18 protein-coding genes and 1 tRNA gene are annotated in these 20924 nt (G+C 62.7%); 6 read left to right on the top strand and 13 right to left on the bottom strand.

What is annotated here, in order from left to right; genetic code table 11:
- Nucleotides 1-80: 80 nt before the first annotated feature.
- A complete protein-coding gene (locus LMJ30_RS00425; protein ID WP_229430359.1) occupies nucleotides 81-1673 on the top strand; it encodes an EAL domain-containing protein in 1593 nt (530 codons plus the stop codon).
- A 39-nt stretch (nucleotides 1674-1712) separates the two neighbouring features.
- Here LMJ30_RS00425 and ychF read toward each other — a convergent pair whose 3' ends face one another.
- From ychF to LMJ30_RS00405, 4 genes are all read right to left on the bottom strand, one after another.
- Complete coding sequence (gene ychF / locus LMJ30_RS00420; protein WP_229430358.1) at nucleotides 1713-2804, bottom strand: redox-regulated ATPase YchF; 1092 nt, start codon at nucleotides 2802-2804, stop codon at nucleotides 1713-1715.
- A gap of 177 nt (nucleotides 2805-2981) precedes the next feature.
- Nucleotides 2982-3206 carry a PIN domain-containing protein gene (locus tag LMJ30_RS00415; RefSeq protein ID WP_229430357.1) on the bottom strand — a complete coding sequence of 75 codons (225 nt, stop codon included), beginning with the start codon at nucleotides 3204-3206 and terminating at the stop codon, nucleotides 2982-2984.
- Entirely contained in the window at nucleotides 3203-3406 is a 204-nt protein-coding gene (locus LMJ30_RS00410) for a hypothetical protein (protein ID WP_229430356.1), read from the bottom strand. The genes LMJ30_RS00415 and LMJ30_RS00410 overlap by 4 nt, the downstream gene beginning before the upstream one ends.
- Nucleotides 3407-3490: 84 nt before the next feature.
- On the bottom strand, nucleotides 3491-4588 hold the full coding sequence (locus LMJ30_RS00405; protein WP_229430355.1) for a patatin-like phospholipase family protein: 1098 nt from the start codon (nucleotides 4586-4588) through the stop codon (nucleotides 3491-3493).
- Between the two features lie 185 nt (nucleotides 4589-4773).
- Between LMJ30_RS00405 and LMJ30_RS00400 the strand changes: the two genes are divergently transcribed.
- Together LMJ30_RS00400 and LMJ30_RS00395 are read left to right on the top strand one after the other, a co-directional pair.
- Nucleotides 4774-5754: a Bug family tripartite tricarboxylate transporter substrate binding protein gene (locus LMJ30_RS00400; protein ID WP_229430354.1), complete on the top strand. Its 981-nt coding sequence runs from the start codon at nucleotides 4774-4776 to the stop codon at nucleotides 5752-5754.
- A 108-nt stretch (nucleotides 5755-5862) separates the two neighbouring features.
- The gene (locus tag LMJ30_RS00395) at nucleotides 5863-7746 is read left to right on the top strand and encodes a DUF3857 domain-containing transglutaminase family protein (protein WP_229430353.1); all 1884 of its coding nucleotides are present in this window, start codon (nucleotides 5863-5865) and stop codon (nucleotides 7744-7746) included.
- Nucleotides 7747-7788: 42 nt separating this feature from the next.
- On the opposite strand, the gene pth is transcribed toward LMJ30_RS00395, so the two are convergent.
- From pth to LMJ30_RS00360, 7 genes are all read right to left on the bottom strand, one after another.
- Nucleotides 7789-8373, bottom strand: a complete 585-nt coding sequence (pth, locus tag LMJ30_RS00390; RefSeq protein ID WP_229430352.1) for an aminoacyl-tRNA hydrolase — start codon at nucleotides 8371-8373, stop codon at nucleotides 7789-7791.
- Nucleotides 8374-8506: 133 nt separating this feature from the next.
- A complete protein-coding gene (locus tag LMJ30_RS00385; protein ID WP_229430351.1) occupies nucleotides 8507-9133 on the bottom strand; it encodes a 50S ribosomal protein L25/general stress protein Ctc in 627 nt (208 codons plus the stop codon).
- A gap of 178 nt (nucleotides 9134-9311) precedes the next feature.
- Nucleotides 9312-10262: a ribose-phosphate pyrophosphokinase gene (locus LMJ30_RS00380; protein WP_229430350.1), complete on the bottom strand. Its 951-nt coding sequence runs from the start codon at nucleotides 10260-10262 to the stop codon at nucleotides 9312-9314.
- A 149-nt stretch (nucleotides 10263-10411) separates the two neighbouring features.
- A tRNA-Gln gene (locus LMJ30_RS00375) sits at nucleotides 10412-10488 on the bottom strand.
- Nucleotides 10489-10552: 64 nt separating this feature from the next.
- The gene (gene ispE, locus LMJ30_RS00370) at nucleotides 10553-11458 is read right to left on the bottom strand and encodes a 4-(cytidine 5'-diphospho)-2-C-methyl-D-erythritol kinase (RefSeq protein ID WP_229430349.1); all 906 of its coding nucleotides are present in this window, start codon (nucleotides 11456-11458) and stop codon (nucleotides 10553-10555) included.
- A 3-nt stretch (nucleotides 11459-11461) separates the two neighbouring features.
- The gene (gene lolB / locus LMJ30_RS00365; protein ID WP_229430348.1) at nucleotides 11462-12064 is read right to left on the bottom strand and encodes a lipoprotein insertase outer membrane protein LolB; all 603 of its coding nucleotides are present in this window, start codon (nucleotides 12062-12064) and stop codon (nucleotides 11462-11464) included.
- Nucleotides 12065-12182: 118 nt separating this feature from the next.
- Nucleotides 12183-13940 carry a tetratricopeptide repeat protein gene (locus tag LMJ30_RS00360; RefSeq protein WP_229430347.1) on the bottom strand — a complete coding sequence of 586 codons (1758 nt, stop codon included), beginning with the start codon at nucleotides 13938-13940 and terminating at the stop codon, nucleotides 12183-12185.
- A 160-nt stretch (nucleotides 13941-14100) separates the two neighbouring features.
- Between LMJ30_RS00360 and mutM the strand changes: the two genes are divergently transcribed.
- The 3 genes from mutM to mutY are packed head-to-tail and all read left to right on the top strand — an operon-like array spanning nucleotide 14101 to nucleotide 18009.
- Nucleotides 14101-14934: a bifunctional DNA-formamidopyrimidine glycosylase/DNA-(apurinic or apyrimidinic site) lyase gene (gene mutM, locus LMJ30_RS00355; protein WP_229430346.1), complete on the top strand. Its 834-nt coding sequence runs from the start codon at nucleotides 14101-14103 to the stop codon at nucleotides 14932-14934.
- 49 nt (nucleotides 14935-14983) lie between these two features.
- Complete coding sequence (locus tag LMJ30_RS00350; protein ID WP_229430537.1) at nucleotides 14984-16912, top strand: dynamin family protein; 1929 nt, start codon at nucleotides 14984-14986, stop codon at nucleotides 16910-16912.
- Nucleotides 16909-18009: an A/G-specific adenine glycosylase gene (gene mutY / locus LMJ30_RS00345; protein ID WP_229430345.1), complete on the top strand. Its 1101-nt coding sequence runs from the start codon at nucleotides 16909-16911 to the stop codon at nucleotides 18007-18009. The genes LMJ30_RS00350 and mutY overlap by 4 nt, the downstream gene beginning before the upstream one ends.
- Before the next feature lie 111 nt (nucleotides 18010-18120).
- On the opposite strand, the gene LMJ30_RS00340 is transcribed toward mutY, so the two are convergent.
- Complete coding sequence (locus tag LMJ30_RS00340; protein ID WP_229430344.1) at nucleotides 18121-19257, bottom strand: deoxyguanosinetriphosphate triphosphohydrolase; 1137 nt, start codon at nucleotides 19255-19257, stop codon at nucleotides 18121-18123.
- Nucleotides 19254-20918: a bifunctional shikimate kinase/3-dehydroquinate synthase AroKB gene (aroKB, locus tag LMJ30_RS00335; RefSeq protein ID WP_371872955.1), complete on the bottom strand. Its 1665-nt coding sequence runs from the start codon at nucleotides 20916-20918 to the stop codon at nucleotides 19254-19256. The genes LMJ30_RS00340 and aroKB overlap by 4 nt, the downstream gene beginning before the upstream one ends.
- Between the last annotated feature and the right edge of the window lie 6 nt (nucleotides 20919-20924).

Here is a 20924-nt window from a genome sequence, read left to right as displayed (position 1 = left end):
CCTAGAATGATCCACAGTCAATTAACGTCGAATAACAATAGTGACGGTTGCGGCAGTGCTCCCGTTGCGACGAAGGCGATATGAATAAATCCATCGCGATCGCCTTGACGCTCGTCGTCGCCACGGTCGCCGTCGGCCTGCCCGTCTGGCTCGCGATTGTCGAATCGGAGCGCCAGGGGCTTGAAGCGGTCACCGAACGTACCCTCGGCTACGCGCGCGACGTCCTGCGGCGCTCCGATTCCACTGCCGACCAGGTGGCCAACGGTTTCGCACGGCTTACAGCCTCCGCAGATGGCAATCCCTGTTCGGAAACTCAGCTTGGCATGATGCGGCAGATCGACTTGTCGTCAAAGTACGTCCAGGCCATCGGTTACCTGGAAGATGGACGCCTGCTCTGTTCGTCCCTGGGCAGGGACACCAAGGGCCTGCTGATCGGATCGCCCGATTTCATGACATCCGGTGGTGTCGCAGTGCACAAAAACCTGCGCCTGCCTTTCGCACCCCTGGAAACATTTATCGCCCTAAGGCAGAATCACTACGTCGCGGTCATTCACAAGGATCTGCCGATCGATATCACGACCACCGAGCAAGACTCGTCGCTGGCGATCTTCGTGCTGGGGGAAGCGACGCCCATGAGTTCGCGCGGCTTCGTCAATCGCGACTGGGTCGGGCGCCTGGGTAGACGCAGTGAGGCGACCTTTATCGACAGCGGGCACGTTGTTGCGGTCGCCAAGTCGACACGTTACCGGTCCGCGGCAGTCGCCGCGGTGCCCATGCACCATCTTTCCACCCGCACGCGCGAGGTGGCCCTGCGTTTGGTACCGGTAGGAATAGTCGCCGGGGTCGTATTGGCCATTGCGGTGCTTTTGCTGGCCCGCACGCAAATGGCCATTCCCGCAGCGATCAAGTCCGGGCTGAAACGGCGCCAGTTCTTCCTGCTCTACCAGCCAGTGGTCGACCTGGCGACCGGCGAATGGGTCGGCGCGGAGGCCCTGATTCGCTGGCGCAGGCCGGGCGGCGAACTGATCATGCCAGATTTTTTCATTCCGCTCGCCGAGCAAAACGGATTGATCGAGCAACTCACGCATTGCGTATTCCAGCTGGTGGCGCGCGACGCCGGCACGTTCATGCAGCGCCACCCGGCCTTCCACATTGCCATCAACTTATCTGCTGCGGACCTGCACTCCCCGCACCTGCTGACTCTGCTTGACGGCTTATCGGCCGAAACCGGCGTCTCGCCGCACAACGTACTGGTGGAAATAACTGAACGCGGGCTGGTCAATGTGGATGCGGTGCGCCAGGTGTTGCACGATGTACGCGCCAAGGGATTCCGCATCGCAATCGACGACTTTGGCACCGGCTATTCCAGCTTGTCCTACCTCGAAGCGCTCGAGGTCGATTACCTGAAGATCGACAAGAGTTTCATCGACGCTATCGCGACCGAAGCGCCGACCAGCAACGTGGTTCACCATATCATCGGCATGGCGAAAAGCCTGGAGCTGCGGATGATCGCCGAGGGTGTGGAAACCCAGGAGCAGGCGCACTTCCTGCGCGAGCGCGGGGTCGAATTTGCCCAGGGATGGCTGTTTGGGAAAGCAATGCCGTTCACTGAACTGGAGCAGCAGATGCTGGGCCGCGCGACGGCGGCGATGGAAGAGCAGCAGCAGGTGTAGCCGCCCGGCACAGTGCCGGGCGGCAGACAGGGCAAGTCTTTAGACGTTGAACAGGAAGTTCAGCACGTCGCCATCTTTGACCACGTATTCCTTGCCTTCAGCGCGCATCTTGCCTGCTTCTTTCGCGCCGGCTTCGCCCTTGTAGGTGATGAAGTCGTCAAACGCGATGGTCTGGGCACGGATGAAGCCGCGCTCGAAGTCGGTGTGGATCACGCCGGCTGCGTTGGGCGCGGTGTCGCCGATGTGGATGGTCCATGCGCGCACTTCCTTCACGCCGGCGGTGAAGTAGGTTTGCAGGCCCAGCAGCTTGTAGGCGGCGCGGATCAGGCGGTCAAGGCCTGGCTCGTCCATGCCCATGTCGGCCAGGAAGGCGGTCTTGTCTTCGTCTTCCAGGTCAGCGATTTCGGCTTCGATCGCGGCGCAAATGGCGACGATAGGCGCATTTTGCGACTTGGCGTATTCGGTCAGCTGGTCCAGCAGCGGGTTGTTGGTGAAGCCGGTGTCGGACACGTTGGCCACGTACATGGCTGGCTTGGCGGTGATCAGGCACAGCGGCTTGATGATCGCCATTTCGTCCTCGGACAGGCCCATCGCGCGAACTGGCTGCGCGTCGTTCAGTTGCGGCATGATGCGCTCAAGCAGGGCAACCAGCTTGGCGGCGTCCTTGTCGCCCGAACGTGCTTTCTTCTGCTCGCGGTGGATCGCTTTCTCGACAGCGGTCATGTCGGCCAGCGCCAGCTCGGTCTGGATGACGGCGATGTCGTCCAGCGGGCTGACCTTGCCGGCGACGTGGATCACATTGTCATCTTCGAAGCAACGCACCACGTTGACGATCGCGTCGGTCTCGCGGATGTGCGCCAGGAACTGGTTGCCCAGGCCCTCGCCCTGCGACGCGCCAGCCACCAGGCCCGCGATGTCGACGAACTCGACGATAGCATTGACGATGCGCTCAGGCTTGACGATGTCCGACAGCTGCTTGAGGCGCGGATCGGGCACTTCGACCACGCCGACGTTCGGCTCGATCGTGCAGAACGGATAGTTCTCAGCCGGGATGCCGGCCTTGGTCAGGGCGTTGAACAGGGTGGACTTGCCGACGTTAGGCAGGCCGACGATGCCGCATTTGAGACTCATGGGAAGACTTTCTAATTCGATTGACGGTGGCGGCCCGCGCGCGGACGTGCCTTAACCCCACATTGTACCCCGCGACGGCCCGGTTAGCCGCAAAATGCGCGGGGTTGACAACTTGACAGGTAGGTACGTCAGGTCTGGCTGCAGGACTGCATCAATTTCGCCCCCCTACACGACTGCTCAACCGGGATTCAAGGTCGCAGGCGGAGAAAGGACCTCAAAACCTAAGCTTCCAAGAAATTTGTCGAACTTCGGCATCTCATCGGCGGAAGCTCCGGAGTAAGTTTCAATCCAGGTAATAGCGCTAATAGCGGGCATATCCCAGTACGCCAGCTCAGAGAGAGCTTCTGGATAGCCAATCAATGCGTCGATGAGGATATTCGTGTCAAAAATCACTGCGGTCACTCGGACCTCAGCATGCGCTGATACTCAAGGCCGTCGCGAGGAATATCCGCGCGATCAGCCCATATGCCGGCAATCAGCTTCAAGGCTTCAACGCGTTGCTGCCGTCGCCTCTGCGCCAGTTCTTCGCCGCTCGCCTCGCGTTTATCGCCATGAGCAAGATCGAGTTCACGTTCGCCACGCGTCTTCTTCACGACAGCCATTGCTATGCTCCGATAGATAAGCTACGACGGTTAGTCTACCCAATCCGCCACGTTTTCGCCGCGTGTTCAGCAAGCGGGAACTAATCAGATCGGCTTTACTTGCGCGAGGTCAGGCTTCTCCGCGAACGCTGCCAGTTCATCACGCAAGTGTTGCCCTTCCGACATCGCGATCTTCCAGTTGCGGATGCGCTCGTCATGATTGAGGCCGTAAAACTTGAAGTCTTTCCGGTCAGGCAGCTTGCCAAGCGGTAGCGTGCGCAGGAACTCGCGGGTGGGCGCGACGATGACAACATTGTCGAGCCAGCCGCGATTCGGGCCGCGTGCCGCACGCCGCCATGGCAGGCCTTTGTCGAGCCAGCCCGGAACAATGTGCTCGGTAAAGTGCGGGTAGAGGACCAGCGACCCGGCCGCCTCGCCATTTGCCAGCCGCGAGTAAGGCAGCGCCAGGTGATAGTCGATGATTCCGCCGTCCCAGTACGCCCCTCCCGGCGCGCCCGCAAGATCGCGTACCGGCTTCATGATCAGTGGCAGGGTGCCGGAGGCCAGCAGCGCGGAGGCGAGGTTGCCCTTGTCGAGGTGCGAAAAGTGCGTTGTGAACGAATCGAACTTCTCTTGCAGCCAGGGCGACGCGTCGCGGCTGTCACCGACCACCACGCGCTCAAGCATATGGGCCAGCCGGTCGCGCGACGCCAAGTTAAGCAGCGATGCCGCGGCAAAGCCGCGCATTTCCGCGCGCGGGTGCGCAGGCGAGGCCAGCCCGCGCAAGCCGCGCACCGTCAGCAGCTTAAGCCGGTAGTGCGGATGGTTGAGGATTTCCTCCTCGCGCCCGCCGACGAATGCGCGCAGCAGGTTCTGGCAGACGTCGTCGATTTCCTGCTGGCTCGGCTTGGCGGTGTAGCGCTGGCCGCAATAGAGGTCGCCAAGGCGCGCAAAAGCGCCTACCGGGTCGGCCTGGCAGGCCGCCGCCATGCGCCACGCGCCGATGGACGAGCCGATCAGGGTACGCTCGCGCGGCGCCGACGGCAGCCAGGAACCAAACATCCATTGATCGAGCGCCTGGAAAATCAGGCCCTTCGGCCCGCCGGCCGCTGCGGGAACGACGGCGATATCTTGCGCTTGCAGGCCGTGCTTGCTGAGGTGCTCAAGAGCGCGCGGCCCTGCGTGGAAGGAAAGTGCGTTCATGGCAGGATTATCGCGGGTGCGGGTAAGATCGTCCAGCAAACGGCTGCCCGGCGCGCTCCCTTGCATCGGTGCTATATTGGCGGACACCCGGCCATTCATTCGCCCCGCATTACAGCGATTACCCGGTCTTCCAGGCAGCCGGTAACTGTTTTCGGAAGTGGACAACCAACTAAAGGATGTGACATATGCGCTTACTCTCCAGCACCAGAAAATCCCTCATTTTCGCTTTCGCCGCATCGGTCGTGTCGGTCAGCGCGCTCGCGCAGGGCTGGCCAACCAAGACCGTTACCGTGGTCGTGCCATGGCCGCCTGGCGGTCCTTCGGACATCGCGGCACGCCCGCTGTCGAAGGGGCTTACCGAAAACCTGGGCCAGTCCTTTGTCATCGATAACCGCGCTGGCGGCGGCGGCAACATCGGCACTGCGGCGGTTACCCGCGCCAATCCGGACGGCTACACCCTGTTGATCACGTCGAGCGCGCCAATCGTGATCAATCCTAGCCTCTACAAGAAAATGAGCTTTGATCCACTGAAGGAACTGACGCCGGTGACCAACCTGCTGCGCGCGCCGCTCGTGCTGGTAACCAACCCTTCCATCCCGGCGAAGAACCTGAAAGAGCTGATGGCCTTCATCCAGTCGAAGGGCGGCAAATTCTCCTACGCGTCGTCGGGTAACGGCACGCCGCAGCACCTGACCAGCGAATTGTTCGCCAGCGTGGCCAAGCTCAACATGGCGCACGTTCCTTACAAAGGCTCGGCGCCGGCAATCTCCGACCTGTTGGGCGGCCACGTTTCGATGATGTTCGATAGCACCATCGCGATCATGCCGCACATTAAGGCCGGCAAGGTCAAGCCAATCGCCATTTCCAGCGCCAAGCGCTCGCCGCTGCTGCCGGATGTTCCGACCTTCGCCGAAGCTGGCCTGCCGCAGATCGAATCGTATGCGTGGTACGGTATGTTCGCGCCGGCAAATACGCCGAAGGATGTCATCGCCAAGATCAACGCCGAAGCGATCAAGGTCATGAAGCAGCCTGCGTTTGAAAAAGTTCGTGCCGAAACCGGTTCGGACTTCGTCGGCGATACGCCGGAAAACTTCAGCAAGTTCGTCCAGGCTGAAGCTGCGCGCTGGTCCAAGGTCGTCAAGGAAAGCGGCGCCACCGTCGACTAAACCAATCGCTGTGGGCACAAGGGGATTGCAGTTCGCTGCAGTCCCTTTTTTTTGCACCAGGCGCCGGGCTTGCGAGGTGTCAAAAGGAAACAGCACAGCATGGGTAGCATGGATTCTTTCGTCCAGCCGGGGAAGATGATGCTGCGCTCCATTGCCATATTGTGTTTTTTGCTGATCACCCGGGCAGCCGCCGCAGTACCCGCAGACACCGGCACCGATCCCTCGCTGGTGATCGACAAGCACCGCCAGCACTTCGTCGTGAACCGGGACGGAAGCTTCACTTACACACTCGACATGGTGACCACCATTGTGGAGCCGCGCGCGGTGCAGGCGAACAGCCAGCGGTCGGTCAGCTACAACACGGCGCTGGAAGAGATCGTTGCGATAAAGGCCCACACGCAAAAGCGCGACGGCCGCATCGTGAGAGTCACCAGCGACCAGATCAAGGACCAGCAGGAGTCGGCATCCAGCGATGCACCGATGTTCCGCGACACGCGCGTCAAGGTCGTGGTTTTCCCTGACGTTGAAGTGGGCGACAAGCTGGTGCTGCACTTCGTGCGCAAGCGCCATGCGCCCTTGTTCCCCGGCCATTTCGAGGACTTGTCAGCGTCCGAGTTCTACGACAACAAGCAGTTCGACCTCATCTACGACATGCCGGCATCGATGCCGCTGTACGCCGATGCGGTCGGCTTCGCTCCCGTACCGATCGACAGTCCGGCAGGGCGCAAGCGCTACCAGTGGCGTTACGTCGACGGCCCCAACCAGCGCCTCGAGGCGGACTCGGTCAGCTATTTTGACTACGGCAAGCGCCTTGCCGTCTCCACTTTCGCAGGCTACCCGGCGTTCGCGCAGGCCTACCACGGCCGCGCTGGCGACAAGGCGCGCGCCAACCCGGCCATCACATCCCTTGCCAGCAAGCTCACCGGCGGCATCGGCACGCGCCGCGACAAGGCGCTTGCGCTCGCTGACTGGGTGCGCAAGAACATCCGCTATGTCGCGGTCTATGTCGGACCGGGCGGCGTGGTGCCCCACGCAGCCTCGACGGTGCTGGAGAACCGCTACGGCGATTGCAAGGATCATGCGGTGCTGCTTGAGGCGCTGCTCAGCGCGTCAGGCATCGCCAGCACGCCAGCGCTGATCAACAGCGGCAACGCCTACCGGCTGCCAAGCGCGCCGACCCTGGGCATTTTCGACCACGTAATTACCTACATCCCGGAACTGAAGCTTTATCTCGATTCGACCGCCGCGGAAATTTCCCCCGGCTACCTGCCGGTGCAGCAGCTTGGCAAGCCGGTGCTGCTGACCAAGACGGGGACGATTGCCACGACGCCGGCGACCCAGCCCCTGCGCAATCACACAGCTGCGAGGTATGTCGTGGCGGCCGACGGCAAGAGCCAGCTGACGGTAACCAAGACCACTGGCGGCGCGGTCGCCGAGCAGTACCGGCGCACCGTGCGCGACACGCCTCCCGGCGAACGCGACCTGTTTGTCGAACGCATGCTTCAGGGAATCGGCAAACAAGGCAGCGGCGTGTTCGATCCGGGCAAGCTGGATGGCGACGGCGATGAGTATGTCCTGGGGTTCAAGGCGACCAGCGAGAACTTCATCAATCTCCCGGGGCCCACCGGCGTTGCCACCACGATCAATTACTGGGTTGGCCTGGGCGACGCGGTCTATTCGATGACCGGGGAGAAGGATCGGACCCAGGACTTCGTATGTCCGAGCGGATATGACGTGGGGGATGAGGCAGTGTTCGAGTTTGCCGAGGCCATCGAAATCCTTGCCGTGCCGACGTCATTCAAACTCAGGGATGAAAATTTTGAGTATGACGCCGAGTACCACCGGAAAGGGAACTCGGTCGAGATCAAACGCAGGCTACGGTTTAATAACGGCAGCACCGTGTGCACGCCCGCCGATTTCAAACGCATGCAGCCGGCGGTCCAGCGGATGGTGCGCGATTTGCAGGGGCAGATTATCGTGAAGGGAAGTTGATTGCGACCAATGGGTTCCCGCTTGCGCGGGAACGACGCCAGCTTATGCGGTGTGCAATTGCATGGTTGCGATATCGAACTTGCCCTCAACCGCCAGCGGCAGCACGCGCAGGCTTTTCTCGATCGATTCCTCGATCAGTACCTGCTCTTCCTTGCGTGGACGGTGCAGCACGAAATCGGCCACCGCCTGCTGCGAATTCAGGCTGCGCGGATGGCCGATGCCGAGGCGCAGGCGCCAGTAGTCCTGGGTGCCGAGCGCAGCCGTGATGTCCTTCAGTCCGTTATGCCCGCCTGACGATCCGCCCTTCTTCATCTTGACCACGCCCGGCGCCAGGTCGAGCTCATCGTGCACGACCAGCACTTCGTCCGGGTTGATCTTGAAAAAGCGCGCCAGCGTGCCGACCGACTGCCCGGAGCGGTTCATATAGGTCTGCGGTTCGAGCAGCCACACTTCCTGCCCTGCAATCGAGGTCTTGGCGACCAGCGCGTTAAAGCGCGCCTCGCGCTGCAGGCGGCAGCCGGGAAGGCTGTTGGCCAAGTTGTCGACGAGCCAGAAGCCCGCATTGTGGCGGGTCTGTTCATATTCGGGGCCGGGGTTGCCGAGGCCGACGATCAGGCGAATTGGCATGCTATTCCAAATAGAAAAAACGCTATTATCCGTGAAAACGGACGAAAAAAACCCCCGTTAGCACTTGGCGCGATCTTGAGCGCGCTAAGGCTTACGAGGGTTTTCCGGCAGCCGCATCACTGCGGCATGCAGATTACTTCTTCGCTTTTGGCTTTTCTTCAGCAGCAGCTTCGGTCGTTGCAGCAGCTTCAGCAGCAACGTGGCCAGCTGGTACAGCTGCGGTAGCGACGGTCTGGTTCGAACCGTGGGTGATCGCGGTCACGCCTTTTGGCAGCGACAGGTCAGCTACGTGGATCGAGTGGCCGACGTCGATGTTTGCCAGGTCAACATTGATGAACTCTGGCAGGTCAGCTGGCATGCAGGAGATTTCCAGCTCTTGCATGACGTGCGACACGGTTGCGCCGTGCAGCTTGACCGCTGGCGATACGTCAGCGTTGATGAAGTGCAGTGCTACTTTCTTGTGCACTTTGCTCGATGCGTCAACGCGCTGGAAGTCAGCGTGCAGGACCAGTTGCTTGTATGCGTGCATCTGGAAGTCGCGCAGCAGGACTTGCTGGGTCTTGCCGTCGATTTCGAGGTCGAGGATCGAACCGTGGAACGCTTCTTTCTTCAGCGCGTGCCACATGGCGTTGCCATCCAGCGAGATCAGTACTGGGGCTTCTGCGCCGCCGTAGATGATACCTGGGGTCTGGCCAGCATTGCGCAGGCGGCGGCTCGCTCCGGTCCCCTGCAAAGTGCGGTTAAATGCGATAACTTTCATGTGAAACTCCAAAAAATGCGGGGCTTGATTGCCCTGCGTTGTGAGACCTCCCGCGACCAGGAGACCTCGAGAATGGATGCAGCTTCGCACCCATGAAACCTTGAAACCTTGAAGACACAACGGCGCGCTGGCATTTTCGCCAGCGCGCCGCATGAATACAGCTAACTTTTCCGAGCGCTTAGTCGATGAACAGCGACATGACCGAGTCGCCCTTGCTGATACGCTTGAACGTTTCAGCCAGCAGCGGTGCACAGGTCAGCTGGCGGATCTTGGTGCAGGCTTGCGCCGCAGCCGACAGCGGGATCGTGTCCGTCACCACCAGTTCGTCCAGCGGCGACGCGCTGATGCGGTCGATCGCCGGGCCGGACAGGACCGGGTGCGTGCAGTAAGCGATTACTTTCTTGGCGCCGCGCTCCTTGAGCACTTCAGCAGCCTTGGTCAGGGTGCCTGCGGTGTCGACCATGTCATCCATGATCACGCAGTTGCGGCCTTCGACTTCACCGATGATGTTCATCACTTCCGACACGTTCGCCTTCGGGCGGCGCTTGTCGATGATGGCCAGGTCGCAGCCGAGGCGTTTTGCCAGCGCGCGCGCGCGCACCACGCCGCCGACGTCCGGCGATACCACCAGCAGGTCGTCGTAGTTGCGCTTTTGCAGGTCGCCCAGCAGGATCGGGGAAGCGTAGATGTTATCTACTGGAATATCGAAGAAGCCCTGGATCTGGTCAGCGTGCAAGTCCATGATCAGGACGCGCTCGACGCCGGCTTCTTCCAGCATGTTGGCGACGACTTTCGCCGAAATCGCCACGCGGGCCGAACGCGGACGGCGGTCCTGGCGGGCGTAGCCGAAGTAAGGGATAGCTGCGGTAATGCGGCCGGCGGAAGCGCGCTTGAGCGCGTCGACCATCAGCATGATTTCCATCAGGTTGTCGTTGGTCGGTGCGCAGGTCGACTGCAGCACGAAGACATCTTTGCCGCGGACATTCTCGTTGATCTCGACCATGACTTCGCCGTCCGAAAACTTCGAGACGACTGCCTTGCCGAGGGGGATGCCGAGATTTTTTGCGACTCCTTCTGCCAACGCAGGATTAGCGTTGCCGGTAAAAACCATCAGGTTTTCGTAAGCCATGGGAGTCCCAAGAGGTAAGCGTTGAAATCTTGAATGTCGCCGCCCGGATCGGCCGGTCGGCGCTGTGTTAAAAGTGACTCGCGAGAGCGAGGCCACCGACTTTACCTGCTGGACGCCAACTTCGCATCGACAGAACAGGCAAAATTGAATGGCAGGGGAACAAGGATTCGAACCTTGGTATGCTGGAATCAAAATCCAGTGCCTTAACCAGCTTGGCGATTCCCCTACGCAACTGACTGCTTGTCGTTACATTCCACGTATTTCACATCGAATCTAACGCCAAACGAATTCTAGTCTATAACTCCATCAACTTGCAACACCTCAGCCAGTGGATGTCGTGCCAGCGATTTTGCTTTCCACGCGGTCCAGACGGCAGGCACATCACTGAGCACTTCGTCGGCTTCGCTTTCAGTGGAAAACGCGCAAAACACACACGCCCCTGAGCCAGTCATCCTGGCCTTGCCGTATTGCCCGAGCCATTCGATCGCCTCTGCTACCGGCGGGAACAAACTCTCTGCTACAGCTTGCAAGTCGTTCTTTCCAAACCCGCCCGGATTCGTTTGACTCACGAGGCATCTGGAAAAGTCCGCTATTGTGACGGGTTCTGTGTTCCTTGTCAAATCTTCTGACGAAAAAATTGCCGCGGTGGGCACGGAAACACCCGGCTCGATGACCACGTACCAGCAGTCCGGCACATCCACCGGCTGCAGCGCCTCCCCCACACCTTCGGCGAACGCGGTCTGGCCGAAAATGAAGAACGGAATGTCGGCGCCCAGCGGCAAGCCAAGCGCCATCAGCTCGTCGCGGTCCATGCCTGCCTGCCACAGGTGGTTGGCGGCCATCAGCGCGGTGGCGGCGTCGGACGAACCGCCTCCCAGCCCTCCTCCCATCGGCAGGATCTTGTCGATTTCCACATCGATGCCGGGCGCGGCGCGGCCGTGGCGGCGTTCGTACTCGGCCGCCAGCAGGTGCAGTGCGCGCACGATCAGGTCTTGCTGCTCAGGCACGCCGGGCACATCGGTCAGCCGGCGCACCTGGCCGTCGCTGCGCAAGGTGAAATGCAGCGTGTCGCCATGGTCGACCATCTGGAATACGGATTGCAGCAAGTGGTAGCCATCGGGGCGGCGGCCGCACACGTGCAAAAACAGGTTGAGCTTGGCCGGCGCGGGACAATCGCGCAAAACAGTCTGCGCCATTGCTCAGCCCTGGCCGTCGATAACGATGCGAATTGCCAGCGGTTCGGAGGTCGCGGTGGCGACGCGCTCGGCGTCAATGCGCTTCGGCACGGGCTGGGCCGCGGCTTCATCCTGCCAGGACACGAAGGTCAGGCGCCAGCCGTCGGCGGTGGTGACGGTATTGGTGGCCGGGGACGCGGCAAAGCGCTTGCCGCCAGGCGCGGTGGCGTAGCCCTGCAGCCAGTCGCGCAGGCCTGATACCGGCAGCGACCAGCCGAGGGTTTGGGCGGTCAGGCTGTCGATGTCTTTCGCCACGCGCGGGGCCTGGTCGGTCTGGGTCAGGGTGGCCGAGTCGGGGGTGACGCTGATTTTTGCCAGGGTCTGGCCAAGCGGCGACGCCAGGGCGACGTCGATGCGCTCGCCTTTTTGCGACCAGTTGAACTTGCCGGACAGGGTCTCTGGCTTGCCGTCTTTTTGGTAGTTGACGGACAGGCGGCCGGCCAGGTCGATCACGTCGCGGTAGGCGGCAACGGGGGCTTGCGACATGCTGGTTGGGGCCGTGGTTGCGCAGGCGGACAGCAGGATCGCGGCGCACAGCGCAGCAAAGGGTTTCAGCTTTTTATTCATTAATGTCATAAAGTGTCGTCGTTCCCGCGAAGGCGGGAACCCATACTGCGACTTGCCTGCCCGCAGCGCATGGGTTCCCGCTTGCGCGGGAACGACATTGATGGATGAGCCAATTATCTCAGAGCTTGAGTTGCAGGCGCGCCAGCGTGTTCTTGAGCGTATCGTTCTTCGGGTCCTTCGCGCGCGCCTCGCGCAGCAGCTTGCGCGCTTCTTCCTGCGCGCCCTTGCGCCACAGTACCTCGCCAAGGTGCACGGCAATCTCCGCATCCTTGCGCAGCGCATACGCCTTGCGCAGCTGCTGCTCGGCGGCATCAAGGTTACCCATGCGGTAATGCACCCAGCCCATGCTGTCCATGATGAACGGGTCTTCCGGCGCCATCTTCAAGGCCTTGTCGATCAGCGCCAGCGCCTCATCGAGGCGCACATTGCGCTCGGCCAGCGAGTAGCCCAGCGCGTTATAAGCGTGATGATTATCCGGCGCCAGCACCATCACTTCGCGCAGCGCCTTTTCCATCACCTCGACCCGGCCCAGCTTCTCGGCCTGCAGCGCGAAGTCGTACAGCAGGTCGGGGTTTTTAGGGAACTTGCGCGCCCCGTCTTCGAGCACCTGGTAAGCGGCCTTGGCCTGCCCCGCATCGCGCAGAATCTGGCCTTCCGCCAGCACCACCTGCGCCTGCTGCGTGGCTTCCGATGGCGACAACCCGGCAAGCAGCTTGCGCGCCCCGGCCAGTTCGCCCTGCCGGGCCATCAACTGCGCGCGCTTCACCTGCGCGCCAAAATACAGGGCCGGATCTTCGCTTTCGATCTTGCCGATCCATTTCAGCGCCGCCGGCACGTCACCGCGCTGCTCGGCCAGTTGCGACAGCATCAGCAGCACCCGCGACGGATCGCGCTCGTCCTCCGGGCTCCTGGCCAGCACCTCGGTGAAGTGGACCAGGTATTCCTCGGCGGACTCGGGGTCGTCCAGCTGCATCGACAGGATACCCAGCGCGTACAGCGTGCCAAGGTCCTCCGGCTGGTCTTTCAGCAGCACCTCGAAGGAATCCCGCGCCTTTTCGTACTGCTTCTGGTCGACCAGGATGCGCGCATGCGCCGCGCGCACTTCGCGCGCTTTGGGATTGGCTGCGATGAACCTGGCCAGCATCGGTTCGACGCCGCCCTGGTCCAGCGCCACCTGCGCCAGGGTCAGCACGGCGATTTCGGAATCCGGCTTGAGCGCCAGCGCGGCGCGCGCTTCGCTTTCCGCTTGCGCCTTGTCGCCGCGGGCAAATGCGCTCTGCGCCAGCAGGATGCGCGCCTCGATCATGTGGCGGTATGGCGACAGCAGCCGTTCGAACATGGCCGCCGCCATTGCCTTGTCCTTGGCGCGGCCGAGGAACTGGCGCGCCTGGAACATGGCGGCGCCGCGCTCGGTAATCGGGGCCTCGGCCAGCCGCTGCTGGAGGATCGCTTCGGCTTCGGGCAGCTTGTCGGTCAGGACCGCCAGGCCCAGATAGGCGCGTGCCGCCTCTTCCGAATCGGGCGACAGGCCGCGCCAGGCCGCTACCGCCTCCAGCGCGCTTTGGTGTTCGTTGACGCTCAGCGCCATTTCGGCGGCGCGGCGCGCAAGGCGCGGGTCGCGCGTCAGTTTGGCGGCGTCCAGCAGCGCGGCGTAAGGCTCCTTCCAGTTGCCTTCCCTGAAGTCGAGCTCGGCCTTCATGAGCTTGTAGAGCAGGTCGCTGGTCAGCGCGACTTTGGGCAGCCTGGCCTGCTCGCTCGCGTCGTCGGCGTCGTCATCCGCAGCGTCCGTGACCTCTGGCGCTGCGGTTTCATCGGCCACGGCGGCCGGCTTTCCCGGCACCGGCGGCACGGGCCCGGACTGCGGCGGTTGCGCCACAGCACACGCCGATAACAGACCCGAGAGGGTTACAATGACGAAAGCGTTTTTCAAAGCAATTCCAGAATGACATCGATGATTTCTGATTCTACGCCTAACCTTCCGGTAGCGTGCGCACCCGCCCCCGCCACCCCAATGTACACGATCTGAACCCGCCCCGATGCCAGAATTGCCAGAAGTCGAAGTTACGCGGCGCGGCGTCGCGCCGCATATCGAAGGACGCATGGTCGAAGGCGTGCTGCTGCGCCGCGAGGGCCTGCGCTGGCCGTTTCCGGACGGCCTGGACGAGCTGCTGGCCGGCCGCCGCGTGCTGTCGACCGGACGGCGCGGCAAATACCTGCTGATTCACTTCGAGCACGGGACCCTGATCGTCCATCTGGGCATGTCCGGCCACCTGCGGGTGCTGCCAGACGGCACCGAATTCAAGAAGCACGACCATGTCGACCTGGTCATCGCCGGGCCGGAGGGTCGCCAGGTGCTGCGCCTGCATGACCCGCGCCGCTTCGGCGCCGTCCTGTGGCATGGCAACGATGAAGGCAAGCTGGACGAGCACCTGCTGTTGCGCGGGCTTGGGGTCGAACCGCTCGATGACGCCTTTTCGGGCGACACCTTGTTCCGCGCCACCCGCAAGCGCAAGGCGCCGATCAAGCAGGTGCTGCTGGCGGGCGACATCGTGGTTGGCGTGGGCAACATCTACGCCTGCGAAAGTCTGTTCCGCGCGGGCATTAATCCGAAAACCCATGCCGGGCGCATCAGCGCCGCGCGCTACGACCGCCTGGCCCTGGCCATCAAGGAAATCCTTGCGGAGGCAATTGTGCAGGGAGGCAGCACTTTGCGTGACTTTATTGCCGTAAACGGCCAATCCGGCTATTTCCAGCAGACGTATTTCGTCTATGATCGTGCAGGGATGCCGTGCAGAAACTGTGGCGCCGGGATTCGCCAGATCAAGCAAGGTCAGCGGTCGACTTTTTATTGTGTAAATTGTCAGAAATGACGGGAAGCGCCGTTCGAATGGAACGGCACGCGAGGGCAATGTGAGCAAAATGGTGCAGGATTTCGAGCAGTACAGCGCGTGGCGCCAGAACGTGGCGGTGGCGCTTGAGGCTTACCAGGCTGGCGTAAGCCAGGCCGGGCTGTTTGATGCCGCCAGCGAGCAGCGCGTCGCCCGCGCGCTCGAGCGCATCCGTGACGACAAGCTGTCGGTCGCCTTCGTCGCGGAATTCTCGCGCGGGAAGTCGGAACTGATCAACGCCCTGTTCTTTGCCGACTACGGCCAGCGCATCCTGCCGTCCAGCGCCGGCCGCACCACGATGTGCCCGACGGAGCTGATGTACGACCCCGCGTACCCGCCCTGCCTGCGCCTGCTGCCGATTGAAACGCGCGGCGAGCAGCTGTCGACCAGCGACTACCGCGACGACCCGGGGGCATGGACCGTGCTGCCGCTGTCGCTCGACGCGCCGGACAGCATGATCGACACCTTCAAGCAAGTCAGCCTGACCCGCTACGTCAGCGTCGACGAAGCGAAGCGTTTCGGCCTGTACGACGAGACCGACCCGGACGCCAGCGCATCGCTGAACGACAAGGGCGAGGTTGAAATCTCGCTGTGGCGCCACGCGATCATCAACTTCCCCCACCCGCTGCTCAAGCAGGGCCTGGTCATCCTCGACACGCCTGGCCTGAATGCCATCGGCACCGAGCCTGAACTGACGCTGAACCTGATCCCGAACGCGCACGCGGTGCTGTTCATCCTTGCCGCCGAAACGGGCGTGACCAAGAGCGACATCGAAGTCTGGCGCACCCACATCGGCGCGGGCGCCGGCCGCATGGCGGTGCTGAACAAGATCGACGCGATGTGGGACGAACTGAAAACCGACGCCGAGAACGACGCCGGCATCGAACGCCAGCGCGCCAGCGTGGCGCAGCTGCTCGCGCTCGACCCGCGCCAGGTATATCCGGTCTCGGCGCAGAAGGCGCTGGTCGGCAAGATCAACGGCGACATGGCGCTGCTCGAAAAAAGCCGCCTGGGCGCCCTTGAAAGTGCGCTGTTCCATGACTTGATCCCGTCCAAGAAGGACATCATCCGCAACCAGTTGGCCGAAGAACTGGCCGGCGTGGTCGGCACGCAGCAAGGCATGATCACGGCGCGCACGCGCGACATCGTCGAGCAGCTGCAAGAACTGAAAAGCCTGCGCGGCAAAAACCAGAGCGTGGTCGCGCACATGATGCGCCGCATCGACGTCGAGAAAAAAGAATTCGACGCCAGCCTGTTCAAGCTGCAGGGCACGCGCGCCGTGTTCGCGCGCCTGTCGACGGAGCTGTACACGACGCTCGGCATGGACGTCGTGCAGAAGGAGATTGACGGCGTGCGCGACGCCATGGCCGCGACCCGCTTCGCGACCGGCATGCGCGCGCCGGTACGCCAGTTCTTCGACCAGGCACGCCGCAACCTCGACGCATCGAACATCAAGATCGGCGAGATCAGCGCGATGATGGAATCGATGTACCGCAAATTCTCGGCCGAGCATGGCCTGTCGCTGTCGATCCCGATGCCGTTCTCGCTGAACAAATACAAGCGCGAGATCGACGCGATTGAAGAAGCCTATGCGCGCCAGTTCGGCACCACGACCCTGATCATGAGCAGCCGTAACACGATCATGGAACGCTTCTTCGACTCGATCGCATCGCGCGTGCGGCGCAGCTACCGCGCCGCCAATGCCGATGTCGAAGCGTGGCTGAAAGTTGTCATGGCGCCGCTCGAATCGCAGATCCGCCAGCACAAGGACCAGCTCAAGCACCGCCTAGCCTCGATCCAGCGCATCCACGATGCGACGGACAGCCTGGAACAGAAAATCACCTCGTTCGAAAGCACGCAGGACGAACTGGACCAGCTCAAGGCGCGCCTTGGCCAGCTGGCCGGCGGCGTGACGAAGGCAATCGACTCCGACCTGCGCGTGCTGGAAGCGGCCGCGTGAAGCGCGCCACCGAATTCGACGACCTGGCCGATCCAACGTTTTCGGCCGCCGTCATCGGCTGGCAGAAACAGCACGGACGCCACGCGCTGCCGTGGCAGAACACGCGCGACGCTTACCGCATCTGGCTGTCCGAGATCATGCTGCAGCAGACCCAGGTCAGCGCGGTGCTGGGCTACTACGCGCGCTTCCTCGAACGCTTTCCGACCCTCGCCGACCTCGCAGCCGCGCCATCCGAAGACGTGATGGCGTTGTGGAGCGGGCTTGGCTACTACACCCGTGCGCGCAACCTGCATGCCTGCGCCAAGCGCGTGATGGCCGAATACGGCGGCGTGTTCCCGAGCGACCCGGCGCTGCTTGCACAACTGCCAGGCATCGGGCGCTCGACGGCTGCGGCCATTGCGGCGTTTTCGAGCGGAACGCGGGCTGCGATTTTGGATGGAAACGTCAAGCGCGTGTTTGCGCGGACGTTTGGCGTCGACCAGTTCCCGGGTTTGAAGCCGGTTGAAGATGCGCTGTGGCGGCGCGCCGACGCGCTGCTGCCCGCTGAAGGCATCGAGTCGTACACGCAGGGCCTGATGGACCTCGGGGCCACTTTGTGCACGCGTAGCAGCCCGGATTGCGGACGCTGCCCGCTGCAGCAGCGCTGCGTCGCGTTTGCGACGGGACGGACGGCGGAGCTGCCGGTGCGTAAGCCGAAGAAGGCAGTGCCGGAGAAGCAGGCAGTGCTGATGGCGGTGGTGGATGGCGGGCAGGTGCTGCTGGAGCAGCGCCCGGATTCCGGCATCTGGGGCGGGCTGATGTCGCTGCCGGAGCTCGACGGGCACCAGGCCTGCGATGGAGCGATCCCCATCGATGACGTGGTGCGTGCTGCTGGCGTTTTCGGCGACGTCGAGGAAACCGAGGCGCTGATGCCGCTGGTGCACGTCTTCACGCATTACAAGCTGCACATTGCACCGTACCGCATCGCGATTGCGAAGCGCGCGGAACTCGACTCGGGTTATGTGTGGTGGGATCTGGCGAGGATTGAACAGGCGCCCTTGCCTGCGCCGGTGAAAAAGCTGCTGGCGCAGTTGGCGATGCCGGGGCTGTTTGGCTGACTTGGCAAATTCGGCGGATGCGCGCTTGCGCGCTTATCCGCCCTACGGCCCTCGACTTTCCGACATGTAGGGCGGATAAGGGCGACGCCCGCATCCGCGCCCTGCCTGCGGCTACAGCTCTTCCAACGAAAAAATCCTGCGGTGCTCGCGAATCGCGTACCGGTCCGTCATGCCCGCGATGTAATCGGCGATCATGCGCACCTGCTTGCCTTCGTCACCCGATTTGTCCTGGTAATCCGGTGGCAGCAGCACCGGTTCGTCGCTGAACGCATCGTACAGCTCGCGCACAATCCGGCTCGCCTTCACGCGCATCCGGTTCACCTGGTAATGCCGGTACAAATTCTGCCGCAAGAATCGCTTCAGTTCTGTCGCGTCCTTGCGCATCCCATCCGAGAACCGGATCAACGGGCCGCTGGCCCGCACTTCATCGACGCTGCCCGGCTGCGCATCGGCCAGCAAGGCGCTCGACGTCGCGATCAAATCATCGGCCAGCGCCGTAATCAGGCGCCGCAAGGTCTCGTAAATCGCGCGCCGCCCGGACACGCCGGGATACGCCGTCTGAACCTCATGCCACAGCCGCGCGAAGAATTCGACTTCTTCGAGCTGCTCAATCGTGATCAGCCCCGAACGCAAACCATCGTCGATGTCATGGCTGTTGTAGGCGATTTCGTCAGCGAGATTGGTCAGCTGCGCTTCCAGCGAAGGCTGGGTGCGGTCGATGAAGCGCTGAGCGACCGGGCCAAGCATTTTTGCATTGGCCAGCGAGCAGTGCTTGAGGATGCCCTCGCGCGTTTCGAACATCAGGTTCAGCCCGTCGAACGCGCCGTAGCTTTGCTCCAGCTTGTCGACCACGCGCAGGCTTTGCAGGTTGTGCTCGAAGCCGCCGTGGTCCTTCATGCATTCGTTCAGCACGTCCTGCCCCACGTGCCCGAACGGCGTGTGTCCAAGGTCGTGCGCGAGCGATACCGCTTCGACCAGGTCTTCGTTAAGCCGCAGGTTGCGCGCCAGCGAGCGGCCGATCTGCGCCACTTCGAGGCTGTGCGTGAGCCGCGTGCGGAACATGTCGCCTTCGTGGTTCAGGAACACCTGGGTTTTGTACTCCAGCCGGCGAAATGCGGAGCAGTGGATGATGCGGTCGCGGTCGCGCTGGAACTGGCTGCGCGAGGCGTGCGCCGCCTCGTCATGGCGGCGCCCACGCGCCGTCTCCGATTGCACGGCGTAGGGCGCGAGGTACTGTTCGGGGGTCATGGCGCCACGCAGGCGTCGATGGTCGCCAGCAGCGTTTCGTGCGGCACCGTGGTGATGACCGCGCTGCCGAGGGGCTTGAGCAGGATGAACCTGATCGCGCCGCCTTCGTTTTTCTTGTCGACTTCCATCAGCTCGAGCCAGCGCCCGGTGCCGAGGTCCGGCGCGCCGGTCGGCAGGCCCGCGGCATCGACCAGCGCGCGCACGCGCTCGACGACAGCGCGCTCGATGTAGCCCATGCGGCACGACAGTTCGGCAGCCATCACCATGCCGCAGCCGACCGCTTCGCCGTGCAGCCATTTGCCGTAGCCAAGGCCGTTCTCAATGGCGTGGCCGAAGGTGTGGCCGAAATTGAGGATGGCGCGCAGGCCGCCTTCGCGCTCGTCCTGGCGCACGATGTCGGCCTTGATCTCGCACGAACGGGCAATCGCATGCGCCAGCGCGGCCGCGTCGCGGGTGAGCAGCTTTTCGATGTTTTGCTCGATCCAGGCGAAGAACGGCTCGTCGATGATGGCGCCGTGCTTGATCACCTCGGCCAGGCCGGCGGACAGTTCGCGTTCAGGCAAGGTGGCCAGGGTGCCGGTGTCGGCAAACACGGCGCGCGGCTGGTAGAACGCGCCGATCATGTTTTTGCCGAGCGGGTGGTTGATGCCGGTCTTGCCGCCGACCGAGGAGTCGACCTGCGACAGCAAGGTGGTGGGCACCTGCACAAACGGCACGCCGCGCATGTAGCTCGATGCGGCGTAGCCGGTCAGGTCGCCGATGACGCCGCCGCCCAGCGCCACCAGCGTGACCTTGCGGTCGCACTTGTTGGCCAGCAGCGCGTCGAACACTTGCATCAGCGAGGCCCAGTTTTTGTGTTCTTCGCCGTCGGGCAGGATGATGTCGATGACCTGGCGGCCGGCCGCGCGCAGCGGCCCCGCAATGCGTTCGAGGTACAGCGGCGCGACGGTGGTGTTGCTGACGATGGCCACCTGGCGGCCTTCGATGTGGCGCGCCAGCAGGGCGGGATCGTCCAGCAGCCCGGAACCGATAGCGATCGGGTAGCTGCGCTCGCCCAGGTTGACGTTCAGGGTGGTGTTGGATGCTTCGTTCATCGCGCCTCGCAAATCGGGTTTGGTCCCGGACCGGTCGTTCGGCGCGCTGAGCGCGTCGAGCTGGGCCAGGATCGTGTGGACCATCGATTGTACGTTAGGGCGGCCGGTATCGATCACGAGGTCCGCAACCTCGCGATACAGCGGCTCGCGCTGCGCGGTCAGTTCTTCGAGTCGGCTGCGCGGGTCGGCAGTCTGCAGCAACGGGCGGTTCTTGTCGTGCGCGGTGCGCGCCATGATGCTGTTGACGTTGGCGCGCAGGTAGATGACCGTGCCGCGCGCCTTGAGCAAGGCGCGGGTTTCGGGATTGAGTACTGCGCCGCCGCCGGTTGCCAGCACGATGCCCTGGCGCGCTGTGAGGTCGCGGATGACGTCAGCCTCGCGCCGCCGGAAACTTGGCTCGCCCTCAATTTCGAAGATCCATGGAATCGATGCGCCAGTGCGCGCTTCGATCTCGTGGTCGGAGTCGATGAACTGCTTGCCAAGCTTGCGTGCAAGGATGCGGCCGATGGTGGTCTTGCCGGCCCCCATCAGGCCAATCAGGAAGATGTTGTTTTTAAGATCCAGCACGTGAGC

The organism is Massilia agrisoli, assembly GCF_020831365.1.
Taxonomy (GTDB): domain Bacteria; phylum Pseudomonadota; class Gammaproteobacteria; order Burkholderiales; family Burkholderiaceae_D; genus Telluria_A; species Telluria_A agrisoli.
Note: the sequence above shows the minus strand (reverse complement) of the source record. Positions and strands in the feature narration are given on the sequence as shown.